Raw genomic sequence first — 24,302 nt, forward strand, 5'->3', positions numbered from 1 at the left:
CCGATCCGGTGATGTTGCACCGGGAAAGCGCTCGCGTCGGATGCCGCGTCCGTGCCCGTCGCCGTGGCCGTAACGGCGTTCTTCTCGCCGCTTGCGTGGCAGGTCATCGCTCCATTTCCCGGTCGGTTGCGATGAACTGACGTCCTATCACCGACTCGTGTCACGGGCGTTGACATGTCCGTTACCCGTGTCACAACATGAGCGCGCCGTTACCGACTGGTTGGTACGACGTGTCCTGTGGAGGTCCTGCGTGCCCAGCGTGTCCCGAGTCGTGTCCCGCCCCGTGCTCCGCATGTCCCTGGCCCTGCTGACCGGCACCGTCCTCACCGCACCCCTCGTCCTGAGCGCCCCCGCCACCGCCGCGGGATCCGCTGCCACGCAGTACACGGTCACCCCGTTGAAGGTGACCGTGCGGGCCGGCGGTCACCGCTGCGCGGTGGACGCGGACCTCTACCGCCCGTGGGGCGTCAACGCCGCGCATCCGGCGCCGGCCGTGCTGACCACCAACGGCTTCGGCGGCAGCAAGACGGACGGCTCGACCGACGCCACCGCCCAGTCGTTCGCCTCCCGCGGCTATGTGGCGCTCGCCTACTCCGGCCTCGGTTTCGGTAAGACCGGCTGTGCGATCTCCCTCGACGACCCCGAGATCGACGGCAGGGCGGCGAGCCGGCTGATCGACCTGCTGGCCGGGGTGCGCACCGCCGACGACGGCACCCGCGTCGACTTCGTCACCAAGGACCGCCCGGGCGATCCCCGGGTCGGCATGATCGGCGGATCGTACGGCGGGGCGATCCAGATGGCCACCGCCGCGGTCGACCACCGCGTCGACGCGCTGGTTCCGCTGATCACCTGGAACGACCTCTCCTACTCCCTCGACCCGAACAACACCGGTCGCACGGACGGCGTCAGCGGTCCGGTCCCCGGGGTGTACAAGTACCAGTGGACGAACGGGTTCTTCCTGATCGGTGAGGCGCAGGGCCTGCTCCACCCGGGGCTGGACTCGTCGCGGGCCGGCGGCGCGGGCTGCCTGCACTTCGTGGCAGCGGCCTGCCGCACCAAGCGACTGCTGGATTTCCGCGCGTACCCGGCCGACGAGACCCGGACGATGCTTCGGTACGCACGCAGCGTCTCCCCGGTCTCGTACCTGAAGTCCGTGAAGGCGCCCACTCTGCTCGTCCAGGGGCAGGCCGACACGCTCTTCAACCTCAACGAGGCCGCGGCCACCTACCGCACCCTCGCCGCCCAGGGCACGCCGGTCAAGATGATCTGGCAGTCCTGGGGCCACAGCGGAGGGATGAAGGACCCGGCGGAAGGCGAACTCGACCTGGGTAAGGGCAACTTGGATACGAGCTATGTGGGGAAGCGGATCCTCGCCTGGTTCGACCGCTATCTACGGCACCGGACGGGCACCGGTACCGGACCGGCCTTCGCGTACTACCGGGACTGGGTGACCAGCGGTCCCACCTACGCCACCGCGCCCTCCTTCCCGGCGGGCGGCAGTCGCCGGCTGTACCTGTCCGGGGACGGCAAGCTCGTCGACAACCGTGCCGAGGTGGCCCGCGGCAGCCGCGAATACCGCAATCTGCGGGTGCCCACCAGTCACTCCGAGAGTTCGCTGGCCGGCATGCTGGGGCTCCCCGATCCGCAGCCGTACGACATCAAGGGCACCTACCTGGACTGGACCTCGGCACCGGTGGCGGGCGGGCCGCTGGACGTGGTGGGCGCGCCCAAGGTGACGCTGCAGGTCGTCTCGCCGCGGGCCGAGCGGGTGCAGGACTCCTCGGACGCGGCCGACAAGCTGGTGCTCTTCGCCAAGCTCTACGACGTCGGCCCGGACGGCCGGAAGACGTTGGTGCACCGGTTGGTGGCCCCGGCCAGGGTGCCCGATGTGACGGGGAAGTTCACCGTGGAACTTCCGGGCATCGTGCATCGCTACCAGCCGGGGCACCGGCTGCGGCTGGTGATCGCCGCGAGCGACTCCGCCTATGTGGGCAATCGCGGCGTGAAGCGGGTGACGGTCACCAGCGCGCCCGAGGACACCGGGGTTCTCGAACTCCCGGTCACCCAGGGGGTCGTGCCGTAGCGGACGGGGTGGATGCCGTAGGGGGGAGAGCCCGGGGCGGTACGTGTCGTGCGTGCCGCGGTCGCCCGGTGCCGGTGGCCGGCCGGGGGCGGGCGTCGTCCGAGCCGTCCGCGGTGGGCCCGGCCGCCGTCAGTCCTCCGAGGCCTCGATGGCCTGTACGGGGCAGGCGCGGACGGCTTCCCGCACCAGCGGGTCGCCTCCGCCGTCCTCGCGGCCCGGCAGCAGCGCGCTGAACCCGTCGTCGTCCTGGGTGAAGACGGACGGCGCCGTCAGTGCGCACTGCCCGGAGCCGATACAGCGATTCGCGTCAATGGTGATCCGCATGTCCGGACCCCTTTCGTTGGCGTGCCGCCTCCGGTGGTGCCGATCGGCGCTACCAGGCCAGCGGCAGTTCGATCATTCCTTGGAGAGTGTCCCCCGGCTTGAACGGAATCGTGGCAGCCGGCACGGCGAGTCGTAGATCGGGGATGCGGCGGAACAGCGAGCGCAGCGCGATCTCCAACTCGGCGCGGGCCAGATTCTGGCCCAGGCACTGGTGGATGCCGAAGCCGAACGCGACGTGGTGGCGGGCCGAGCGGTCGAGGTCGAGTTCGTCCGGTGCCGGATAGGCCGTCTCGTCCCGATTGATCAGGGAGGTCGAGAACACCACGCCGTCGCCGGCGCGGATGGTGTGGCCGGCGATCTCGATGGTGTCGGTCGCCACCCGCAGCATCCCGTCGGCTATGGACAGGAACCGCAGCAACTCCTCGACGGCGGCGGGCATCAGATCCTCGTCGGACCTCAACTGGGCCAGCTGGTCGGGGTGTTCGAGCAGGGCGAAGGTGCCGAGCGAGATCATGTTGGCGGTGGTCTCGTGGCCCGCCACCAGCAGGATCATGGCCAGCCGGGCCAGTTCCTCGTGCTGCACCGTGCCGGCCCGGAGCCGCTCGGCGATCAGCTCGTCCAGCAGGCCGTCGCCGGGATCCTTCTGCTTTCGGGCTATCAACTCCGCCAGGTATCCCTCCAGTTCGCCCCGGGACTCCTCGCTCTCCTCGGCGGAACGCCCGCGGAGGAGGCGGCGGGACCGTTCCTCGAAGAACTCGTGGTCCGCGTACGGAACGCCGAGCAGTGAGCAGATCACCATCGAGGGGACCGGCAGGGCGAACGCGGAGACCAGGTCGGCGGGTGGGCCCTGCGCCAGCATCCGGTCCAGGAGGCCGTCCACGGTCTGCTGGATCTGCGGTCGGAGCGCGGCGATCCGCTTGACGCTGAAGCTGGGGATCAGCATGCGGCGCTGGGTGTTGTGCTCGGGGTCGTCCACGCCGATCAGTGGGGTCCGCACCCGCCGGATGTTTTCCAGCCGCCTCATCGGTATGGGGAACGCCGGATTCTGCCGGTTGGACGACAGTCGCCGGTCGACCAGCAGCGCCCGCGCCTCGGCGTGCCCGGTCACCACCCAGACCTTGCGGCCGTCGTAGAAGGTGACGTGCGAGAGCGGGCCGGACTCGCGCAGCGGCCGGTAGTTCGTCGGGGGGTGGTAGGGGCAGGTGCGGTCCCGGGGGAAGGAGATGGTCTCGGTCACGGTTCCTCCCGTGCGGGTGGGGTGAGTCGCTCGCCGGGAGGACGCCACCGCCGATCGCCGTGTGACGTGCCTGCCGCGAGGCGAGCCGTGCGCGCCGCGCTGATCTCCGTGGGTGTGGTGTACCGGGCACTGCTGCCGCCGGCCACCATGGCGCGGTGGCGGTCCTGTCGGGTGCCGCGCCGGGTGCCGTCACCCCCTCTCGGTGGTGGGTTCCGCTGCTCGGTGCCGCGGGTCCGATTGTCGAACGTCCGGAGTGGTCCCGGAGGTTCCCGCCGGATGTAGCAGAGTCTCCAGCACCGCGTCCAGGTGGCGTTCGCGGGCGGGGCCGGCCGGCAGGGACCGGGGGACCGAGTGGCTGAGCTGGGTGTGCCCCAGATAGGCGGTGTACGCGAGCAGGCCGCGGCGGTGCGCCTCGTCCTCCGGGAAGCCCAACTCGGCGAAGAGCGCGGCGATATGGCCGATCCGGCGGTCGGTCACCCGGGCGAGCGCGGCCGACACCCGGGGGTCGGCCGCGGAGGCCAGCAGCGAGACCTCCAGCGGATCCTCGGCGGCCCGGCGGGTGGCCCGCAGGAACAGTCGGCGGAGCCGCTCGCCGGGGTCGGGCTCGTCGGCCAGCTCGGTGATCACGGATTCGGTGCGGCTCTCCGCCCAGCGGTCCAGGGCGGCCTCGATCAGCGCGTCGCGGTTGGCGAAGTGCCAGTAGAAGCTGCCCTTCGTGGTGCCCAGCCGGGCCGCCAGCGGCTCCACGGCGACCGCCGCGAGGCCGCCCTCGCCCATGGCCGCCAGGGCCGCGTCGGCCCAGTCCTGCACGGTCAGCCGCTGCCGTGCGGCGGCGCCACCGGCACCTTTCACTCGCTCTCGCACCATGACCATACGCTACCGTACGGTAAAAACATACGCCACCGTATGGAGGTGCTCCGTGCACACGGTCCGCGACACCCATGCCCGCACCGTCCAGGCCCGCGCAGATGCCGTGGGCGCCCTGCTCGACCAAGTGGGCGGTGAGTCCGATCCGTTGTTCCCGGCGCCCGCCTGGCCGCCCCTCCGCCTCGACCGCCCCCTGGGAGTCGGCGCCGACGGCGGCCACGGACGGATCCGCTACCACGTCGCCGCCTACGAACCGGGCCGCCGCATCCGCTTCGCCTTCGCACCCGGCCCCTCCGGGCGGAGCGCCGGCTACCACGAACTCACCGTCCGCCCCCTGGGACCGGACCGCTGCCGGGTCGACCACGTGCTGGAGTCCCGGCTGCCCTTCGCCTGCCGGCTCGCCTGGCACCTGGCGATTCGCGCCGCCCACGCCACCGTCACCGAGGAACTCCTCGACAACCTCGAACGCGCGGCCACCGGACACCTCCGCGCCCCCACCCGCCGCTCGCCCCGGGTGCGGCTGCTCAACCGCCTCCAGTGGGACCGGCCGATAGCCGTCGCCCTCCCGGAGGAAGCCCACCTGGCACGCAGTGCCTTTCCTCGGGCGGACTTCGAGGACGCCTGGCGGATGCCGCTGCGCCCAGGTATGCCACGCGAACCCGAAGCGTGGGAGCGGGCGTTGCGGAAGGCGCAGTTCCCCGTCCTGGCCCGGCAGGGCGGGGAGACGCTGCTCGGCAAGAACGCCGGGCACCTGGACTTCCGCGCCTCACTCCTGGTCGCCGGCGACCAGGTCACGCTGGGGACCGTGGTCCGCACCCACCACCGCGGCGGGCGCCTCTACTTGGCCGCGATCCGCCGGATACACCCCTTCGTGGTCCGCGGGGTGCTGCGCCGCGCCCATCGCAAGCTGGCACTGGCCGCGCCCGGCGCCGGGGAGCGCTGGTCGGCGCGGCACCCCGAAGAGCGCTGACGATGACCAGAACCACTAGCCACAAATGGCACTCAGTGCCACACTCGCTTGATGATGCGACGAGATGACACGGAGCGGCGGCAGACCGCCGGTACGGACCAGGCATGGGCGGCCCTCGGCGGCGACCCCGCACTCGCGGAGCAGATCTCCTACGGCGGGCCGCCCGGCCTGCTGGCGGCCCGCCTCCCGGTCATGGCCCTGGCCCGCTCCACGGTGGCCGTCTGCGCCCTTGCCGCGGCCGAACTGGCCGCCCAGCGCGACGGTGGCCCACTGCCCGCCGTGCGCGTCGACGACGCCGCCGTGGCCACCGCCTTCGTCAGCGAACGGCACCTGCGGATCGACGGCCGCGCCCCCTCGTCCTTCGCACCGCTCTCCGGCTTCTGGCGCACCGCCGACGGCTGGCTGCGCACCCACGCCAACTACCCGCACCACCGCGCCCGTTTGCTCGGCGCACTGGGCCTCCCGGACACCGCCGGTCCCGCGGACGCCGAGGCCGCGATCGCCGGGCGGGGGTCCGAAGAGCTCCAGGAGGCCGTCTATGCGGCGGGCGGACTGGCCGTCGCCGCCCGCGCCCCCGAGCAGTGGTCCGCCCACGCGCAGGGCGCCACCGTCGCCCGCCACCCGCTGCTGACGAGGGAGGACCTCGGCGCCGGCACCGCACCGCGCCCGCTGCCGGCCCGCGCCGGCGACCCCGTGCTGCCCGCCGCCGGGCTGCGCGTCCTGGACCTGACCCGGGTGATCGCCGGCCCCGTCGCCACCCGGACGCTCGCCCTCCTGGGCGCTGACGTCCTGCGCGTCGACGCCCCGCAACTCCCCGAGAGCCAGGACGCCCACAGCGACACCGGGTTCGGCAAGCGCTCCACCACGCTGGACCTGGGGTCGCGCAGCGGCCGCGCGTCCTTCGAGGCGCTGCTGGCCGAGGCGGACGTCGTGGTGACCGGATACCGCCCCGGCGCCCTCGACCGCCTCGGGCTCGCCCCCGAGGCCCTCGTCGAACGCCGCCCCGGCCTGATCGTGGCCCGACTCTCCGCCTGGGGCGACGACGGCCCCTGGGGCGCCCGACGCGGATTCGACAGCCTCGTACAGGTCGCGACCGGTATTGCCGCCATCGAAGCGAACGAGGACGGCACCCCGGGCGCGCTGCCCGCACAGGCACTGGACCACGGCACCGGGTACCTGCTGGCCGCGTCGGTGCTGCGAGCGCTGACGGAGCAGTCCCGGACCGGCGGTTCGCGCCTGGCGACACTGGCACTCGCCCGTACAGCGCGCTGGCTGACGCACGACCTGAGGGACGAGCCCGCACCGACCACCCCCGAGGACACCGCAGATCCCACCCTCCCGACGGAGTACGACCCCGCCCGCCACCTCCGCGAAACCGACAGCCCCGTAGGGCGGCTGAGGCACGCGCTTCCCCCGGTGTCCTTCGCGGGCGGCCCGGTGAACTGGACGACACCGCCCGGCCGTTGCGGTACCGACGCACCCGTATGGCGCTGACCGCGCCCCCACCCTCCCGTCCGGAACCGGACGGAACCCGCTGCCTCCGGACCGGTCGACGGCCGCCCGGAGGCAGCGGGGCGGCACGCCGCCCGCAAGATCGGGACGGTTGGTCCGGTACCGCCAGCCCTCGTACGATCTGCTGATGACGAGCACCGACCGCTACCTTGCGCGTGGCCCCCGGGTGGGTATCCGGCACTTCACCGCCGACGACCGGGAGGAGTTCACCGCGCTCAGCCGGCAGAGCGCCGATCTGCACCGTCCCTGGCTCTTCCCCCCGGACAGCGACGCCGCGTTCGACGGCTACCTGGCGCGACTCCAGGAACCCCTCCGCGAGGGCTTCCTGATCTGCGAGCACGACAGCGGCCGCATCGCGGGCTACCTCACCATCAACAACATCGTGCACGGCGCCTTCTGCAGCGGCGCCGTCGGCTACGGCGCCTTCGCACCCGCCGCCGGACGCGGCCTCATGAGCGAGGGCCTGCGCCTGGTGCTCCGCCACGCCTTCGGCCCCCTGGGCCTGCACCGCCTGGAGGCCAACATCCAGCCGTCCAACAAGCAGTCCATCTCCCTGGTCGAGCGCGCGGGCTTCCGCCTGGAGGGCTTCTCCCCGGACTTCCTCTTCGTCGACGGCGCCTGGCGCGATCACGAACGCTGGGCCATCACCCGTGAGATGCTCCGGGCCGACGAGGAACACCGGACGGGCCGGGCGGACCAGGAGGGCAACTCGGCCGACCAGGACGTCCAGAGGGGCGGCGGGGCGGAATGAACGGTTCCCAGGACGCGGGGGACGTCGTCGTCCGACGCGCCGTACCGATCTTCCGGATCTTCGACGTGGCCAAGGCCCACGAGTTCTACGTCGACTACCTCGGCTGCACCATGGACTGGGAACACCGCTTCGCACCCGGTACGCCGCTCTACACCCAGGTCTCCCGGAGCGGCCTGGCCCTCCACCTCTCGGAACACCACGGCGACGCGACCCCCGGCTCCACGGTCTACGTCGAGTTGACGGGGGTGCGGGCACTGCACGCCGAACTGGCCGCCAAGGACTACCCGTACCTGCGGCCCGGCCTGGAGGAGGACGAGTTCGGCACCTGCCTCACCGTGACCGACCCCTTCGGCAACCGGATCCGCTTCAACGAGCCGCTCCCGGAGGAACCGGGGAACTGACCCCGCCAACAGGAGACGCACCCGCACGCCCCGCAGCAACAGGCGACGCGCCGACGGGAGGGCCGCTACCGGCCCTTCCGGTTGATCTTCATCGTGTCCATGTCGGTCGCGGTGGACCGCAGCTCCCGATAGCCCAGCCCCGCCGCCCGCAGCGCGCCCTCCGCCTTCTCCTCACCGAGCGCGGCGGCCATCTCCTCGCCGTACTCCGCGTCCGCGACGACGACGTAGCGGTAGCTGAACGCGTGCAGCGCGGCGTCGTAGGCCAGCGAGCCCTCGGCGGTGAACCGCATCTGCGCGAGCCCGTGGTCCTCCACCTCGGCGAGGAGCTTCGCCCGGGCCTCCTCCGTGAGGTGGTCCCACTTGCCGCGGACGATCACTCGGTAGGTGTGCTGCGTCGCCATCTCCAGCGCTTCCGTTCTGCTCGGCCGTACCCCGTGTGCAGCAGTAGAGGCTATGCGCTCACCACCCGCACCACCCGCGAATTTCGGTGCAACCCCCTGCAACGACAGGCCGTTTGCATGCCGCCCGTTACGATCGCCGCATGCGCCGGAACGTGCTGATCGATGCCCCTTCCAACCTCGGACTGCGACCGCCCGCACCCGGTGCGGTGCCCGGCTGCTACAAGCTCGCCGGAGCGCTGCGGGAACAGGGACTGCTGCGGCGGCTCGGGGCACTGGAGGGCGGGGTGGTGGTGCCGCCCCGCTACGGCCTGGGGGAGTGGCGCGAGGGGGACGGGGACTTCCACGCCCCGGCCATCGCCTCGTACAGTGCGCGGCTCGCCCGGCGCGTCCAGGGCCACGTGCGCAGCGGCGACTTCCCGGTCGTTCTCGGCGGCGACTGCAGCATCCTGCTCGGGGCGGTGCTCGCACTGCGGCGGTTGGGAAGGTACGGCGTCGCCTATCTGGACGGACACGGCGACTTCCGGCATCCGGGGAACACCGAAGTGTCCGGCCCCGTCGGCGCCGCCGCAGGCGAGGGCGTCGCACAGATCACCGGCCGCGGCCAGACCGACCTGACCGACATCGAGGGGCTGCGCCCGTACGTCCGCGACGAGGACGTGTGCCTCCTGGGGGTCCGCGATGCGGACGAGGACCAAGCGGAGCTGGCCCGGCTCGGCATCAGCTGCACCAACGTCGCCGAGATCCGGCGGCACGGCCCGGAAACGGTCGCGCGGAACGCGCTCCGGCACCTCCAGAACTCCCCACTGGACGGCTTCTGGATCCATCTCGACGCGGACGTGCTGGACCCCGCCGTCATGCCGGCGGTGGACAGCCCCGACCCCGACGGCCTGCTCACCGAGGAACTGCGGTCCCTGCTGGCCCCGTTGGCCGCCTCCCCGCGCTGCGTGGGCGTCACCGTGGCGATCTACGACCCGGACCGCGACCCCGACAGCTCCGGGGCGGTACTGCTGGCCGACCTCCTTGAGGGCGTCTTTGCGCAACCCTGACCCCACCTGGCCGGCAGGTGCCCTGTTCAGACGGGCCATCACGTTGTTCCATGGTCAACAGGGGGCCGCCGCAGCCGAGGCGGTCCGGTCCGACCTTGCGAGGCAGCCGTGGCCACGAGTGTGCGACGCACCACCCTGACCCTTCCCCTGGCCGCCCTCGGCCCGGACAACCCGCTGCCCGCACTGCACGACGCCGGCGACGTGCACCGCATCGAGATCCCCCAGGACACCGCCCTGCCCGCCGACATGGCGCGGCAGATCGGCTGCCAACCACTGCGTTCGATCCAGCCCACCCGGATGCGGGACGGCTACGGCCGCGACCGCCGGCCCGCCGACCTCGACGCGCTGGTGATCGAGAACGACCGGCTGCGCGCCACCGTCCTGCCCGGGCTCGGCGGCCGCGTGTACTCCCTCCACCACAAGCCCACCGGCCGCGAACTCCTCTACCGCAACCCGGTGTTGCAACCCGCCGCCTTCGCCCTCAACGGGGCGTGGTTCTCCGGCGGCATCGAGTGGAACATCGGCGCCACCGGGCACACCACCCTCGCGTGCGCCCCGCTGCACGCCGCCCGGGTGCCGGCCCCCGACGGCGGCGTGATGCTGCGGCTGTGGGAGTGGGAGCGGCTGCGCGATCTGCCGTTCCAGGTGGACCTGTGGCTGCCCGACGGCGCGGAGTTCCTCTACGTGGGCGTGCGGATCCGCAATCCGCACCACCACACCGTCCCGGTGTACTGGTGGTCCAACACCGCCGTCCCCGAGGACGCCCACACCCGCGTCCTGGCCCCGGCCGAGGCGGCCTGGCACTTCGGATACGAACGCACCCTGCGCCGCGTTCCGGTACCGGAGTCCGACGGGGACGACCGCACCTACCCGCTGCGCAGCGGGTACCCCGCGGACTACTTCTACGACCTGCCCGAAGGCGCACGCCCCTGGATCGCCTCCCTGGACCGCGACGGTCATGGCCTGGTGCAGACCTCCACCGACGCCCTGCGCGGCCGCAAGCTCTTCCTGTGGGGGGCCGGGCGCGCCGGCCGCCGCTGGCAGCGGTGGCTCACCGAACCCGGCACGCCCGGCTACGCGGAGATCCAGGCGGGCCTGGCCCGCACCCAGCTGGAGCACGTCCCGCTTGACGCCGGCGGCGAGTTCACCTGGCTGGAGGCGTACGGGCCGCTGGCCGCCGACTCCGCCGCGGTGCACGGCGCGGACTGGGCCGCGGCGCGCGACGCCGTCGAAACCCGGCTGTCGACGGTGCTGCCGCGGGCCGACATCGATGCCGCGTACGCCGCCTGGCTCCCGTACGCCGACCGGGACCCCAAGGAGCAACTGGCCACCGGCTCCGGCTGGGGCGCCCTCGAAGTGGCCCGCGCGGGCCTTGACCTCCCCGGCACGCCGTTCGACCCGGCCACCCTGGGCGCCGCGCAGCAGCCCTGGCTGACGCTGCTCCGGACGGGGGAACTGCCGGCCGCGGGCCCGGTCCCCGGACCGGCGCCGGTCTCCCCGGCCTGGCGCGACATCCTGGAATCCGCCCAGCCGGGACCGGCCGCCGAGTACCACCTCGGACTCGCCCAGTGGCACGCCGGGGACCGCGCCCAGGCCGTCCGCAGCTGGGAGCGCGCGCTGGCACACGGCGCCGGCTGCCTGCCGCTCTACTGCCTGGCCGTCGCCGAGTGCGCGGAGGGTGAGACGGCTCGCGCCGCCGACCGGTTCTCGGAAGCGTTCGCCTGCGCCTCCAGGTCGGCCGCGTCCGACGATCCGGCGACCGGCCGGGCTTGGCGGGAGATCCTGCCCGCCCTCGCCCGCACGGCGATTCCCCCGCTGCTCGCGGCGGGCCGGGCCGACGGTGCCGCCGCGATGCTGGCGGAACTTCCCCCGGGCAACCGCGCGGACGGCCGCTTCCGCCTGCTGGCGGCACAGGTCCTGCTCGCCCAGGGACAGCCGCGGGCGGCCCGCGAGATCTTCGATGCGGGCTTCGAGATCGCCGACCTACGGGAGGGCGCCGAGGAGCTGAGCGACACCTGGTACGCCATCGCCGAGCGGCTGGTGGCGGGGGACGGCCCGGTCACCGCGGAGAGCGCCGCGCGAGCCCGCACGGAGCATCCGCTGCCGGAGCGGTACGAGTTCCGGATGCGGCCGGTGGAGCCGGCGTAGCGGGCGCGGCGCGGGCCGCCCGGCCCGCGCCGACACTGCTCGCTGCGTGCCGCGCACAACTGGCATATGCCAGTTGGAAAAGATCGCAGAGACGCGGAATCCCCGCGGATCGTCACGCGTTGTGACGGTCATGAAAGCAATCACCACGAACAGTTACGGCGGCCCCGAAGTTCTCACGTACTCCGAGCAGCCCGACCCCAAAGTCGGACCCGACTCGGTGCTGATCCGGGTGAAGGCCGCCGGCGTCAATCCGGTCGACTGGAAAATCGTCGCGGGCTATCTGGACGGCATCATGCACGTCCACTTCCCCCTCATCCCCGGCTGGGATGTCGCGGGGGTGGTCGAAGCGGTGGGCGCCGACGCCACCGAGTACGCGGTCGGCGACGAGGTCATCGGCTACGTCCGCAAGGACGAGGTGCAACACGGCACCTACGCCGAACTCGTCGCCGCACCCGTGCGCACCCTGGCCCGCAAACCCGACTCGCTCAGCTGGCAGCAGGCCACCGAGCCTGCCCCTGGCCGGACTGACGGCCTATCAGTCGCTCAAGCGGGCCCGGACCAGGGCGGGCGACCTGGTGCTGGTGCACGCCGCCGCCGGCGGAGTCGGCTCCCTGGCCGTCCAGATCGCGGTCGCCGAAGGGGCCCGCGTGATCGGCACGGCCAGCGAGCGCAACCACGACTTCCTGAGATCCCTGGGCGCCGAACCGGTGACCTACGGCGACGGGCTCGCGGACCGGATCCGGACCCTGGCGCCCGAAGGCGTCGACGTCGCCCTGGACTTCGTCGGCGGCGGCGCCGTGGACGTCTCGCAGGAGGTGCTCAAGGACCGCAGTCGTGTGGTGTCGATCGCCGACGGCGAGGTCCGGGCCAAGGGCGGCCACATGGTGTGGGTCAGACCGGACAGCGCCGACCTGACCGCACTGGCCATCCTCGCGGACGCGGGAAAGCTGACCGTGCCGGTCGTCGCGGCGCTCCCCCTGCGAGAAGCCGCCGAGGCGTTCCGCCTCAGCATGGCCGGCCGCACCCGAGGCAAGATCATCCTGGAGGTGTGACCACCGTGGAGGTGACGGGAAGCACCGCGCCGTGCGCGACGACACTCGGGTGTGGTGCCAGCGGCGTAGCGGCAGTCGAGTCCGCCGGCGGGCAACATCCCCGCAGCCCGGACTTTCGAACTTGCCTCTATGTAGCTGGTGTTGGACCTAGGAGGCCGCGTTGCGGTCGACGTACTCGAAGACCGAACCGTCGGGGTGGCGGGCGATCAGATTGCGGCCGATGGGGGTGGCCAGTGGCCCGGCGATGATGTCCGCGCCGACCGCGGTGAGGTCGGCCACCGCCTCGTCGACGTCCTTCACGGCGATGGTCGCGGCGATCTTCCGCAGCACCGACAGCTCCGCCTCGGGGCCGCTCATCAGGAAGAAGCATCCGACCGCCGCGACCGCCACCCCGCCGCGCTGGAAGCGGATCGCCTCGGCACCGGTCAGCCGTTCGTAGACCTTGACCGCGGCATCGAGGTCGCCGACACATACCCGAAGTGAGGTCCCCAGAATGTCCATGAGAAACAGCCTAGTTGGGCTCCCCGCGGCTGCGCGAACCCTGGATGACGGTGTGACCGTGGTGTGCCCGCGCGATGGAGGCGGGGTGACAGAAATGCCGAACTGACGCGACGTCACACCCGGCACAGGATCTCGCCGTGCAGCATGGCGAACCAGCCGTCCTCCTGGGCTCCCCACTCCCGCCACGCCGCGGCGATGCGGTTCAGGTCGTCCGTGGTGGCATGTCCGCCGTCGACCGCGATCTTGGCGTAGGAGGAGCCGGTAGTGCGGTCCGCCCACAGCTCGGACCACCAGGCCCGCTCCTCCGGGGTCTGGTAACACCAGGCGCCGGCGGTCGCGGTGATGTTCTCCGGCGGGAAGCCGGCCTGGCGCGCCCAGGCGTGCAGCTTGCGTCCGGCGTCCGGTTCGCCGCCGTTGGCGCGGGCCACTCGGTGGTACAGGTCCAGCCAGTCGGCCATCCCCTCGACCTCCGGGTACCAGGTCATGGTTGCGTAGTCCGAATCGCGGACGGCGACGATGCCGCCAGGCTTGGTGACGCGACGCATCTCGCGCAGAGCCTGGACGGGATCGCCTACGTGCTGCAGGACTTGGTGGGCGTGGGTCACGCAGAAGGTGTCATCGGGGAAGTCCAGTGCGTGGACATCGCCGACCGTGAAGTGGACGTTCTCCACTCCGCGGGCGGCGGCCGTGGCGCGGGCCTGGTCCAGTACGGCGGGTGCGTGCTCCAGGCCGGTGACCTGGCCGTCCGGCACCAGGGTGGCCAGGTCGGCGGTGATGGTGCCGGGGCCGCAGCCGATGTCCAGGATCTGCATGTGGGGCAGCAGTGAATCCAGCAGGTATCCGGCCGAGTTGGCTGCGGTGCGCCAGGTGTGAGAGCGCAGTACGGACTCGTGGTGGCCGTGGGTGTATACGGCGGATTCCTGTGGCATGAGTCGGCTCCTTCGTGGACATCGGGGGCTGTCGCGCGAGGTCATGACGGGCCGTGGCCGGGTGCGGATGCCCTGCGGTGTGCTGCCCTCACACCGTACGCGGCTGTCTCGTATTGCGAGAGATGCGTCTTGCGATGTGGACGGAGAGGGGGGTGGGTGGATGAGTGTGGCTGGTTGGGCTGGCTGGGGTGGGAGGGTGGGAGGGGGGCGGGGGCGGGGGGGCTTGGACGATGAGGCGGGATTCGTGTTGGAGATGGGGTGGTCAGGTGGGGAGGAGGCGGTAGACGGTCAGGGCTTCGTTCTTCTTTTCCAAAGTCAACTTGCCTGTGGCTGTGGTGACTTCGCCGTCGTAGGCGAGTGGGGTGCCGTTCGGGAGGCCGCTGATGCGCAGTCGGGGCAGGCGGGCCTCGCCCAGGACCGGGGAGCTGCGCGGGGTGCCCAGGAGGGCGGCGGCGAGGAGTCGGGTGCGGGCCAGTCGGCCGCCGTGCACCACCCGAACGTCGAGTACGCCGTCGGCGAGGTCGTGCCGGCGTACGGGAGCCGTGCCCAGGCCGCGGTACTGGCAGTTGCCGACGAACAGCAGCCAGACGGTGCGCCGTTCACCGTTGATCTCCATGCTCAGTGGTGCGGCGGAGCGCAGTACTTCCCAGGCGGCGAGGATCCCGGCGGGCCAGGCACCGATCCGGTGCGCCCACCGCTCCCGGATCCGTACCAGCTCGGGATAGGCGCCGATGGAGAAGGTGTTGAGGAAGTACTGGCCCTCCTGGTGCGGTTCGGCCCGGAAGCGTGCCAGGTCCACGGCGACGGCCTCACCGCTTTCCACGGCGTGTGCCGCGTCTGCGTAGGTCTCGATGCCCAGGTCGTAGGCGAAGTGGTTGAGGGTGCCGCCCGGCAGGACCGCGAGCGGCAGGCCGTGCCGGGCGGCGACCGAGGCCGCCGCGTTCACGGTGCCGTCACCGCCGAGTACGCCCAGCGCACCGCCCTGCGACCTGGCCTGCTCCGCCGCTTCCTCCAGCGCCTTGTCCAGGGGCGGGCTGTCCGGATCGCCGCAGACCACCACCTCGGCGTGCGGGAGTACCCCGTGCACCTCCGCGGCCCGGTCGGGGCGTGGGCCCGAGCGTTGTCCGGAGCCGGCGTTCGCCACCACGAACAGCCCCTGTCCGCCGGGCAGTGCGGGGGCCTCGGCGCGCGGCCGGGCCGGCGGGGCCAGTTGGGCGCGGGTCGGCGCGAGACCGCGGACCGCGAACGCCGCGCCCACGCCGAGCGCGGCGCCCGCCAACACATCGCCCGGATAGTGGACGCCCGTATAGACCCGGGAGAACGCCACGGAGGCGGCGAGCGGGGCGAGAGCCAGACCCCACCACTTGTTCTCGAAGGCGACACCGGTGACGAAGGCGGCCGCCGAGGCCGCGTGCCCGGACGGGAAGGAGGAGGTGAAGGGTTGGCGGCCGAGCCGCCGCATCACCGGGACAGCGTCCAGCAGCGGCCTGGAGCGGCGCACGGAGCGCTTGCCGAGGGTGTTCACCGTCGCGGAGGCCACGGCCAACGAGGCCACGCCGCGCAGCGCGGCCCGGCGCGCGGGTCGCCCGCCGAGGGCTGCCGCTCCGGCCGCGACGCCGAACCACAGGAGCCCGTGATCGGCGCCTCGGGTCAGCCGGGGCAGTACGCGCTGGGCGCCGGGCCACTCGCGTGCGGCGATCCGGCCGAAGGCCCACCGGTCGAGGTTGGTGAGGAGCGTTCGCGTTCGCATGGGTCACCTGTACCCGCGGATGGGCGGGGCAGGCCCGGGCACCTGATGGGGCGTGGCGGGGCGGGCTGTTGGTCCGGGTTCCGGTTTGGGTTTCGGGGGTGTGTTCATCTGCGCGGATATGCGCGTGCGTGAATGTGCGCATGAGTGGGGTGCGGTGGGGGCGGGGTGGATGACCCTTGCCTGGACCGTGTTGCCGATGCGGGAGAAGGGATGAGGGATATGAGGGATGAAGGATGAGGGATGAGGGATGAGGGATCTGAGAGATGAGGGGCGGGGCGGCGATGGATGAGCGGGGGGCGGCTGTGAATGGGGCGTGGGGCGGCGCGGGAGGGGCGGATGCGCGGATGCCGTCGGTGGTCCGGAGGCGGGTCGATGCTGATCTCGGTGCCTGTGCGGCGGTCCTCGCCGAGGTGCATGCGCACAGCGGCTACCCCCACCACTGGCCCGAGGAACCGGTGCGGTGGCTCACTCCTGACGGATTGACCGCTGCCTGGGTGGCGGAGGCGGGCGGGGTGGTGCTCGGCCATGCCGCGCTGTGCGGGCGTGAGGTCAGCCGCCTCTACGTCTCGCCCGGCGCACGCGGCCTCGGCCTCGGCGCGCGGTTGCTGGCCGCTGTCGAGGCGGAGGCGGCGGCCCGCGGGGTGCGGCTCGTCCTGGAGGTGAAGACCTCCGACGTCTCGGCCGTCGCGTTGTACGAGCGCCGGGGCTGGGCGCGGCGCGGCACCGAGCGGCAGGAGTGGGGCGTGTCCGGTGCGACGGAAGAGGTGATGGTGCACCGGTACGAGGCGCCGGTGGGCGGCCGCGAGGCGGGCGCGTAGGCGGAGGAGGAAGGACGGGGGACGGGGGGCCTACCGGCGGCACGTACCGCCGTACCGCCGTACCGCCGTACCGCCGTGCCCCGTGCCCCGTGCCGCGACATGCGCTGCCGCGCGTGGCGCGATGGGTGACGCGGCGCCTGCTGGGCGCGTACTGGCGGGCGAGGCGATGCTCCATCTGGCGGTGGTCGGCCTCGTTTGGCCGTAGCCGTCCGTCCGCCCCAGTGGTCGTCCTCCGCTGACGTGTCGTCCCCGGTCGCCACCTTGTGATCTGCGAAGGTGGTCGGGGCCGTTCATCATGTGATGGGCCCACGATCGACCGGCCGCCGTGGAGTGGAGGTACGGATGCAGCGGACCGCACCGGATCCGCAGCGGGAGCCGGACCCGGCCCCGCCGGCGGGCCTGCCGGTCCTCCCGGAACTCGCCGCGCACCTCTCCGCCGCCGCCGGTCGCACCGCCCTCGAACCCCCCGGCGGCTCCGAGCCGCTGCGCACCGCCGCCTGCGGCTACTGGGAGCGGCGCGGCCTGTTCACCCCCGCCGACCGGGTGCTCGCCGCCCCCGGGGCGGCGGTCCTGCTCCTCGCCCTGTACGCCGCGGCCGATGGTGCGGTGCTGCTGCCGCGGCCGTGTGCCGAGTGGTACGCGCCGCCCGCCCGGCTGCTCGGCCGGTCGGTCCACCTGATGCCGGTGCCGGCCGAATCGGGCGGGCTGCCGGACCCGTTCGCGCTGCTGGAGACCGTACGACGGGCGCGGATGCACGGCGAAACCCCGCGCGTCCTGGTGCTCTCCGTCGCCGACGACCCGACCGGCACCTGCCCGCCGCCGGAGCAACTGCACGAGGTGTGCGAGGCGGCGGCCGAGGAGGGGCTGTGGGTCATCAGTGACGAGTCGCGGCGGGATCTGCTGCATGACCCGCACGACACCGTGGTGCTCAGCCCCGCCGAGATGCTGCCCGGTGAGGTCGTGGTGCTGACCGATCTGCGGGCCGCGCTGCTGCCCGTCTCCTGGACCGTTGCGCTGGCCCGTTTTCCGGGCACCCGCCGGGGCGCCGTCCTACGGGACGCGGTGTTGCAGACGCTCGCCCGGTTGGACACCCCGCTCCCCGGGCCGCTGGCCTGTGCGGTCACCCATGCGCTCGGGGAACCCGACGCCGTACGGGAGCGGACCGCAGCCGTCGCCCGGGTGTACGGGGCGCTCGCGGGGGCGCTGTACCGCACGCTCACCGGGGCCGGTGCGCTCTGCCGCCCGCCGCATGCGGGCAGCCACGTCTACGCCGACCTCGAACCGTTGCGGCGGCCGCTCGGTGCTCAGGGGATCGCCGGATCGGCCGCGCTGGAAAGGGAGTTGGCGCAGTGGGCGGCCCGCGGTGGGCATCGTTTCGAGGACGACCCGGACGCCCTGCGGGTGCGGCTGGGGGCGGCCGCCCTGCTCGGCGCCGACATGGAATTGCGGCAGCGGGTGCTGGACGCGGCGGACCCCCTGGTACTGCCGCATGTGCGGATGGGGTTGCGGAATCTGGAGCGGACGCTGGTCGAACTGGGCGGGCCGCTTCCGGACGGGCGGCGGTTCGCCGAGGGGCGGGGGCCGAGCGCGGAGGGGGGCGAGGACAGCTGATCTGCCGGGCGCGGCGGTGTCCGGGGCGGCGGCGCGGCGCCGTTGCGGCCCCGGTGCGGCTCCGGTTCCCCGGCGGCCTGTTGCCCGCCCGTGCCGCAGCCGCCTTGTCCGCCCGAGCCCCCGTCTTCATTTCTGTTTCCACCTCCGCATCTACCTCTACTTCCACCTCCGCCTCTGCTTCCGTCTCTGCCGCCGTCCCGGTCGTCGTGTTCCCGCCGCAGCTCACCCGCCCGCCTCGTGACTCCGGTTCCGCCCGGCCATCGAATGGAGCCCCTGGATGACCGAACAGACCGAGCGCTCTCCCGCCGGGCGCTCCCTGGACGAGCCCGCCCGTGCCGAGCAGCGTGCGGGCGCCGACGACCTTCACGACGACCTTCACGACGGCACCCGCCCGGCCGTCGACCGGCACGGAGTTGAGCGCCACGCCGACGTCCCGCATGCCGACGTCCCGCATGTCGATGTTCCACATGCCGACGTCCCCCACGCCGATGTCCCGCAGGCTGCCGACCGGCCCGCCGCTGATCTCAGCGGTGGCGACCGCGGACTCAACGCCCCGCCCGCCGACGACCGTAGCGTCGTCGCCGGTGACCGTAACGCTGTTACAGAAGGCATCGGCGCCGGAGAGGCCGCCGGTGCGGCCGGGCACACCGTCACCGCGGCGCTTCCGGACACCGCGCCGCCGCTCGCCGAGCCGCGCCCCCTGGGGGAGCCCCGCACCTGGCCCCGGGACTTCACCGACCGGCTGACCGCGCCGCTGCCCGGTGTCCGTGCACTGGCCCGGATTGCGCGCGAGGGCAAGCTCCGCCCGTCACCCGAGTCGCTCCGGCAGATCCAGCAACTCCCCTTCGAGCCCGGCCCGATGCCGGACGTCGGGTCCGCGACCATCGCGCTGACCTGGGCCGGGCACGCCAGTTGGGTCATCCGGATCGGTGGGCTGACCGTCCTCACCGATCCGGTCTGGTCCCGGAAGATCCTCGGTACGCCCGCCCGGGTCACCCCTGTAGGGGTCCGCTGGGAGGACCTGCCGCCGATCGACGCCGTCGTCATCAGCCACAACCACTACGACCACCTGGACGCGCCGACGCTGAAGCGTCTGCCGCGCGACGTCCCGTTGCTGCTCCCCGCGGGGCTGGCGGACTGGGCCCGACGGCGTGGCTTCACCCGCATCACCGACCTGGACTGGTGGGAGGCGGTGGAACTGCCCGGCCCCGAGGGCCCGCTGCGGATCGACTTCGTGCCCGCGCACCACTGGAGCAAGCGGACGCTGACCGACACCTGCCGCTCCCTCTGGGGCGGCTGGGTGCTCACCGCCCCCGACGGACGGCGGATCCACTTCGCGGGGGACACCGGTTACGGCCACTGGTTCGAGGAGATCGGCCGCCGCTACCGGGGCATCGATCTGGCGCTGCTGCCCATCGGGGCGTACGACCCGCGGTGGATGCTGCGGCCGGTGCACACCGACCCGGAGGAGGCCGTACGGGCCTGCCAGGACCTGGGCGCGCGGTTCCTGGCGCCGATGCACTGGTCGACGTTCCTGCTCTCCGCCGAACCGCCGCTGGAGCCGCTGCACCGCATCCGGGCCGCCTGGGCGGCGACCGGCCGCCCGCGGTCGGACCTGTGGGACCTCCCGGTGGGGGCGTCGCGGGTATTGGAGGAGCGCTGAGGGCCGGCGCGTTCAGCTCGCGGCGGCCCCGGCGAGGCGGCGGCTCGGCTGCCACCCCCGCCCCGCCCGGCGCCACCCCACCCCACCCCGCCTCGCGCCACCCCACCCCGCCTCGCGTCAGCCGTCCCCTTCCGCCGTCCGGCCCTCGCCGTCCGCCGGGGTCGGGCGGAGGCGGCGCCAGGCGGCCGGTGCGGCGCCGAACAGCACCGTGAGGCCGATCGCGGCGGCCACCCCCTGCCAGGGTTCGCGAAAGAGGGAGCCGCCCAGCAGGCCGATCAGCTGGTACGTCGCCGCCCAGGCCAGGCAGGCCGGGAGGTCGCCGCGGGCGAAGCGCCGGGGCGGCATCGCGGCGAGCAGACAGGCCAGCATGATCGGGATCCGGCCGGCCGGGACCAGGCGGGAGAGCACCAGTACCAGCACCCCGTGCTCCCGCAACCGGTGCTGTGCCTGCGCCAGGCGTTCCGGTGCGGCGCGGGCGCGCAGCCGGGCCAGCCAGCGCGAACCGTTGCGGGAGCGGACGCCGCGCCGCCCGAGCCAGTACAGGCCCAGGTCCCCGAGGAACGCGGCGCACGACGCGACCACGAAGACGTACAGCAGGGCCAACGGCGAGCTGTGGTGGAAGGCGACCGCCGCGGCCGAGCTGACCACCGCGCCGGTGGGGACGACGGGCACCAGCGAACCCAGCACCACCAGGAGGAACAGCGACGGGTAGCCCACCGCCTGCTGGGTCGCTTCCGGCGGGACGTGGGTGAGCACCTGGTGGAGGTCGTCAGCGAGCGTCCTGCCGGTCGGTGTCGTGCGGGTCAGTACGGTCCCGGTCAGTGTCGTCCCGGTCAGTGTCGTGCCGGTCAGCGCCGCGGCGGCCAGTGCGCTTCCGGTGGGCGTCATCGGGTGGTCCTCGGACGCACCGACTCGCCGTGCCCGAGCCGGTGCACCGTGACCTCCGGCGCGACCAGCCCGGCCTGCCGCTCGAACTCCTGGCCCGGCGCGTGGAACTCGTGCGGCCGTACGGCGTCCAGCCCGATCGGCCAGTACGTGCCGTAGTGCACCGGCACCGCGCTGCACGGTGCCAGCCGGGCGGCGGCCACCGCGGCCCGCCGGGCGTCCAGATGGCCGTGGCCGAGGAAGGGGCCCCAGCCGCCCACCGGCAGCAGCGCCACCTCGCACGGCCCGACCTCGTCCGGGAGTTCCGGGAACAGCCCGGTGTCGCCGGCGAAGTAGGTGCGGGCCGTGCCGTGGATGACGTAGCCGAGGGCGGGGACGCGGTGCGGCCCGTAGGGGAGCCGTCGGCCGTCGTGCTCGGCGCGCACCGCGCGGATGGTCAGGGCGCGGGGGGCGGTCGTGCCCTCGGGGCCCGTGGCGGTGGTGCTCGGACTCGCGACGCCGGTCGTCGGCCCCGCGGTCGGGGACTTCGGGGCCGGGCCGACGGCGCATTCCTCGCCCGGCCGCAGTTCGATGACCGGCAGGCCCCTGGCCGCCGCCACCCGACGCAGTCCCGGTACGACGGCCGGCGCACCGCACGGCACGATCAGCCGGGTGCCGGGGGCGAGCCGGGCCAGGGAGGCCGGGTGCAGATGGTCGGCGTGCAGGTGGGAGATGAGGACGGCGTCGGCGCGGGCCGCCTCGGGCGGCGGTAGTGCGCCCCGCCGGCGCCGCAGATGGGCGAGCCGGGCCACGAACAGCGGGTCGGTCAGCACCCGTACGCCGGAGTCCTCGACCGTCGCCGTGGCATGTCCCCACCAGGTGACCTCCACCGACACGCTCCGTCCACCTCCCGGTCGACTCCACCGGCCCTCGCCGACCCCACCGATCCTCCCTCATCGCCCGGGAAACGGGTGCGGTGCCACCACCGGCTCGCCGTCCCCGGCCGGTACCGCCCTCCGGACTCCCCTCGGGAACGCCCGCACCCCGCCGTCGGCTTCATGACGCCCGCCCCTTTTGATTCACTCATCACGTTTGTGACACCCAGTCGCTTTATGACACCCGGCAGCTTTGATGACACCCTTGGCCGGAATGCCCGCCCGGCCGGTGCGGTGGGCCCGAGCGTGGAGGACGGGACGGCGTGCGGACCGCGCGGTGGAAGGCCCTCGGCGGCGCCCTCCTGAGGGTGCTGGCCGTCTGGGCGGTCTCCAGCCTGACCCTGCTGGCCCTGACCGCGGTGCTGCCCGACTTCCGGCTCCAGGCCGCCGGCGGCGAGAGCCTCACCCGCACCGCGCTCACCGCGGCGCTGGCCGCCGGCGCGTTCGGCCTGCTCAGTGCCCTGGTGTGGCCGCTGCTGGTGCGTGCGCTGCTGCTGGTGCCGGCGTTGGTGCTCGGGTTGCTGGTGTTCTTCCTCAACGGTTCGCTGCTGCTGGTCGCGCTGGATCTGGTCCCGGCGGGGCGCGGGCAGACCACTCCGGAGACCGCGGTGATCGTCGCGGCCGTGATGTCCGCGGCGTCCTCGGCGACCTCCACCTTCCTGGCGGTGCGCAACGACGAGGCGTACCGGCGCCGGCTGGTCCGACTGGCCGGCCGGCGGGGGAGGCGGGCCGGTGCGGGCCGCGGGCCGGCCACGCCCGGGACGGTCTTCCTCCAGCTCGACGGCGTCGGCCATGACGTGCTGCGGGAGGCGACCCGCGGCGAGCGGCCGCTGATGCCGACCCTCGCCCGCTGGATCGACGCCGGGCACCGGCTCACCCCGTGGCACACCGACTGGTCCAGCCAGACCGGCGCCAGCCAACTCGCCATCCTGCACGGCAGCAACGAGGACCTGCCCGCCTTCCGCTGGTACGAGAAGGAGACCGGCGACCTCATCGTCAGCAACCGGCCCAGCAGCGCCGCCGAACTCCAGCGCCGGGCCGTCGCCCGCACCGGCGACGAGGGACTGCTCGCCGACGACGGCGCCAGCCGCGGCAACCTCTTCAGCGGCGGCGCCGACCAGGTCGCCCTGGTGATGTCGGTGGCCGCCCGGCGCGGCCGGTCCAACCGCTCCCGGGCCGGCTACTTCGCGTACTTCTCCGACCCGGCCAACGCCACCCGGACCGCGGTCTCGTTCGTCGCCGAGGTCCTCCGGGAGATCGGCCAGGCGCTGCGCAGCCGCTGCCGCCGGGAGCGCCCGCGGGTCAAGCGCGGCGGCCTCTACCCCGTGATCCGGGCCTTCGCGACCGTCGTCGAGCGCGACGTGGTGGTGGCGGCCGTCGTCGGCGACATGCTGGCCGGCCGCATGGCGGTCTACGCCGACCTGGTCGCCTACGACGAGGTGGCCCACCACTCGGGGCCCACGCACCGCGACACCCACCAGGTGCTGCGCCGACTCGACCGGTGCATCGCGCTGATCGCCGAGGCGGCCCGGTACGCGCCCCGGCCGTACCGCATCGTGCTGCTCTCCGACCACGGCCAGAGCCCCGGCGCGACCTTCCGGGACCGCTACGGGCTGAGCCTGGGGGACCTGGTCCGGGCCGGCTGCGGGCTGCCGGTCCGCCGGCGGGCCGGGCGTACTCCCAGCGGCGCCGAGGCCCGGGAGGCCGCGCGGGCGGCGCTGGGTCGGCCCGAGGGCGCGGCGGACGGGGACGGGCGCGGCGCGCACCCGGTCGTCCTGGCCTCCGGCAACCTCGGCCTGGTGTCCTTCCCGGACGTCCCCGGCCGGATCACCCGCGAGGAGCTGGACCGCCGCCACCCGGCGCTGCTCGGCACGCTCGCCGGCCACCCGGGCGTCGGCTTCGTCCTCGTCCGGTCGGCCGTGCACGGCGCGGTGGCGCTGGGCCCGGACGGCGGTGAGCACCACCTCGACACCGGGCGGGTCGTCGGCGCCGATCCGATGGCGCCCTTCGGGCCCGGTGCGGTCGACGCGGTCCGCCGCACCGACCGGTTCCCGCACGTCGCCGACCTCATGGTCAACTCCGCCTGCGATCCGGCGACCGGCGCGGTGCACGCCTTCGAGGAGCAGATCGGCTCGCACGGCGGACTGGGCGGTCCGCAGAGCCGGCCGTTCCTCCTCTGGCCGGCGGAGCTGACCGAGCCGGTCCCCGACGGGGCGCCGCTGACCGGCGCCGAGCAGGTCCACCAGGTGCTGCGGCGCTGGCTGCGGGAGGCCGACGGCCCGCAACTCCCCGTCGGCGCCGCGGCGGGGGAGCCGCACCGGCTGTCCGACCCGGAGCCGAACGGCGCGCGGCGCGACGCCGGACCGCCCGAAGGCGCCTGCGCGCCGTAGCGACGTCCCACGGACCGCGTCGCGCACGCTGCGCACCTCGTCCCCGCGC

The 24,302-nt window shown here is 73.5% G+C and carries 20 protein-coding genes and 1 pseudogene; 12 read left to right on the forward strand and 9 right to left on the reverse strand.

The features are described from left to right. The first annotated feature begins 292 nt into the window (after positions 1-292). Positions 293-2,083 carry a CocE/NonD family hydrolase gene (locus tag CG747_RS26165; RefSeq protein WP_100604372.1) on the forward strand — a complete coding sequence of 597 codons (1,791 nt, stop codon included), beginning with the start codon at positions 293-295 and terminating at the stop codon, positions 2,081-2,083. A gap of 129 nt (positions 2,084-2,212) precedes the next feature. On the opposite strand, the gene CG747_RS26170 is transcribed toward CG747_RS26165, so the two are convergent. From CG747_RS26170 to CG747_RS26180, 3 genes are all read right to left on the reverse strand, one after another. After that, positions 2,213-2,407, reverse strand: a complete 195-nt coding sequence (locus CG747_RS26170) for a ferredoxin (RefSeq protein WP_100604286.1) — start codon at positions 2,405-2,407, stop codon at positions 2,213-2,215. Between the two features lie 49 nt (positions 2,408-2,456). Continuing rightward, positions 2,457-3,644: a cytochrome P450 gene (locus CG747_RS26175; RefSeq protein WP_100604287.1), complete on the reverse strand. Its 1,188-nt coding sequence runs from the start codon at positions 3,642-3,644 to the stop codon at positions 2,457-2,459. 189 nt (positions 3,645-3,833) lie between these two features. After that, the gene (locus CG747_RS26180; protein WP_180985715.1) at positions 3,834-4,517 is read right to left on the reverse strand and encodes a TetR/AcrR family transcriptional regulator; all 684 of its coding nucleotides are present in this window, start codon (positions 4,515-4,517) and stop codon (positions 3,834-3,836) included. A 46-nt stretch (positions 4,518-4,563) separates the two neighbouring features. On the opposite strand from CG747_RS26180, the gene CG747_RS26185 reads away from it, so the two are divergent. The 4 genes from CG747_RS26185 (at position 4,564) to CG747_RS26200 (ending at position 8,145) form a co-directional block, all read left to right on the forward strand. Then, positions 4,564-5,481, forward strand: coding sequence for a DUF2867 domain-containing protein (locus CG747_RS26185; protein ID WP_100604288.1), 918 nt, complete (start codon positions 4,564-4,566; stop codon positions 5,479-5,481). Positions 5,482-5,532: 51 nt separating this feature from the next. Then, a complete protein-coding gene (locus CG747_RS26190; RefSeq protein WP_100604289.1) occupies positions 5,533-6,975 on the forward strand; it encodes a CoA transferase in 1,443 nt (480 codons plus the stop codon). Between the two features lie 145 nt (positions 6,976-7,120). Beyond that, entirely contained in the window at positions 7,121-7,744 is a 624-nt protein-coding gene (locus CG747_RS26195; RefSeq protein ID WP_100604374.1) for a GNAT family N-acetyltransferase, read from the forward strand. Next, entirely contained in the window at positions 7,741-8,145 is a 405-nt protein-coding gene (locus CG747_RS26200) for a glyoxalase superfamily protein (protein WP_100604290.1), read from the forward strand. Before CG747_RS26195 ends, CG747_RS26200 begins: the two co-directional genes overlap by 4 nt. 65 nt (positions 8,146-8,210) lie before the next feature. On the opposite strand, the gene CG747_RS26205 is transcribed toward CG747_RS26200, so the two are convergent. Next, positions 8,211-8,546, reverse strand: a complete 336-nt coding sequence (locus tag CG747_RS26205; RefSeq protein ID WP_100604291.1) for a DUF6204 family protein — start codon at positions 8,544-8,546, stop codon at positions 8,211-8,213. A gap of 140 nt (positions 8,547-8,686) precedes the next feature. On the opposite strand from CG747_RS26205, the gene CG747_RS26210 reads away from it, so the two are divergent. From CG747_RS26210 to CG747_RS26220, 3 genes and pseudogenes are all read left to right on the forward strand, one after another. Next, positions 8,687-9,592, forward strand: a complete 906-nt coding sequence (locus CG747_RS26210; RefSeq protein WP_100604292.1) for an arginase family protein — start codon at positions 8,687-8,689, stop codon at positions 9,590-9,592. Positions 9,593-9,700: 108 nt separating this feature from the next. Continuing rightward, positions 9,701-11,740, forward strand: a complete 2,040-nt coding sequence (locus tag CG747_RS26215; RefSeq protein WP_100604293.1) for a DUF5107 domain-containing protein — start codon at positions 9,701-9,703, stop codon at positions 11,738-11,740. Positions 11,741-11,870: 130 nt separating this feature from the next. After that, positions 11,871-12,792 (forward strand): annotated as a pseudogene (locus tag CG747_RS26220) (NADP-dependent oxidoreductase). 147 nt (positions 12,793-12,939) lie between these two features. Here the strand turns inward: CG747_RS26220 and CG747_RS26225 are convergent. The 3 genes from CG747_RS26225 to CG747_RS26235 form a co-directional block, all read right to left on the reverse strand. Next, positions 12,940-13,293: a VOC family protein gene (locus tag CG747_RS26225; protein ID WP_100604294.1), complete on the reverse strand. Its 354-nt coding sequence runs from the start codon at positions 13,291-13,293 to the stop codon at positions 12,940-12,942. 113 nt (positions 13,294-13,406) lie between these two features. Continuing rightward, positions 13,407-14,222 (reverse strand): class I SAM-dependent methyltransferase, encoded by an 816-nt coding sequence (locus CG747_RS26230; RefSeq protein WP_100604295.1) that lies wholly within the window; start codon positions 14,220-14,222, stop codon positions 13,407-13,409. 262 nt (positions 14,223-14,484) lie between these two features. Continuing rightward, complete coding sequence (locus tag CG747_RS26235) at positions 14,485-15,972, reverse strand: bifunctional phosphatase PAP2/diacylglycerol kinase family protein (protein ID WP_100604296.1); 1,488 nt, start codon at positions 15,970-15,972, stop codon at positions 14,485-14,487. Between the two features lie 344 nt (positions 15,973-16,316). On the opposite strand from CG747_RS26235, the gene CG747_RS26240 reads away from it, so the two are divergent. The 3 genes from CG747_RS26240 (at position 16,317) to CG747_RS26250 (ending at position 20,064) form a co-directional block, all read left to right on the forward strand. After that, positions 16,317-16,790 (forward strand): GNAT family N-acetyltransferase, encoded by a 474-nt coding sequence (locus tag CG747_RS26240; protein ID WP_100604375.1) that lies wholly within the window; start codon positions 16,317-16,319, stop codon positions 16,788-16,790. 342 nt (positions 16,791-17,132) lie between these two features. Further along, a complete protein-coding gene (locus tag CG747_RS26245; RefSeq protein ID WP_100604297.1) occupies positions 17,133-18,401 on the forward strand; it encodes an aminotransferase class I/II-fold pyridoxal phosphate-dependent enzyme in 1,269 nt (422 codons plus the stop codon). A 610-nt stretch (positions 18,402-19,011) separates the two neighbouring features. Next, on the forward strand, positions 19,012-20,064 hold the full coding sequence (locus CG747_RS26250; RefSeq protein WP_100604376.1) for an MBL fold metallo-hydrolase: 1,053 nt from the start codon (positions 19,012-19,014) through the stop codon (positions 20,062-20,064). 117 nt (positions 20,065-20,181) lie between these two features. Here the strand turns inward: CG747_RS26250 and CG747_RS26255 are convergent, their stop codons facing one another. After that, positions 20,182-20,952, reverse strand: a complete 771-nt coding sequence (locus CG747_RS26255; RefSeq protein WP_257980721.1) for a DedA family protein — start codon at positions 20,950-20,952, stop codon at positions 20,182-20,184. Beyond that, complete coding sequence (locus tag CG747_RS26260) at positions 20,949-21,824, reverse strand: MBL fold metallo-hydrolase (protein WP_100604298.1); 876 nt, start codon at positions 21,822-21,824, stop codon at positions 20,949-20,951. The genes CG747_RS26255 and CG747_RS26260 overlap by 4 nt, the downstream gene beginning before the upstream one ends. Positions 21,825-22,126: 302 nt before the next feature. Between CG747_RS26260 and CG747_RS26265 the strand changes: the two genes are divergently transcribed. Next, positions 22,127-24,253, forward strand: a complete 2,127-nt coding sequence (locus CG747_RS26265; RefSeq protein WP_100604299.1) for an alkaline phosphatase family protein — start codon at positions 22,127-22,129, stop codon at positions 24,251-24,253. Positions 24,254-24,302 lie beyond the last annotated feature (49 nt).

The organism is Streptomyces sp. CB02959 (assembly GCF_002803155.1).
GTDB lineage: Bacteria > Actinomycetota > Actinomycetes > Streptomycetales > Streptomycetaceae > Streptomyces.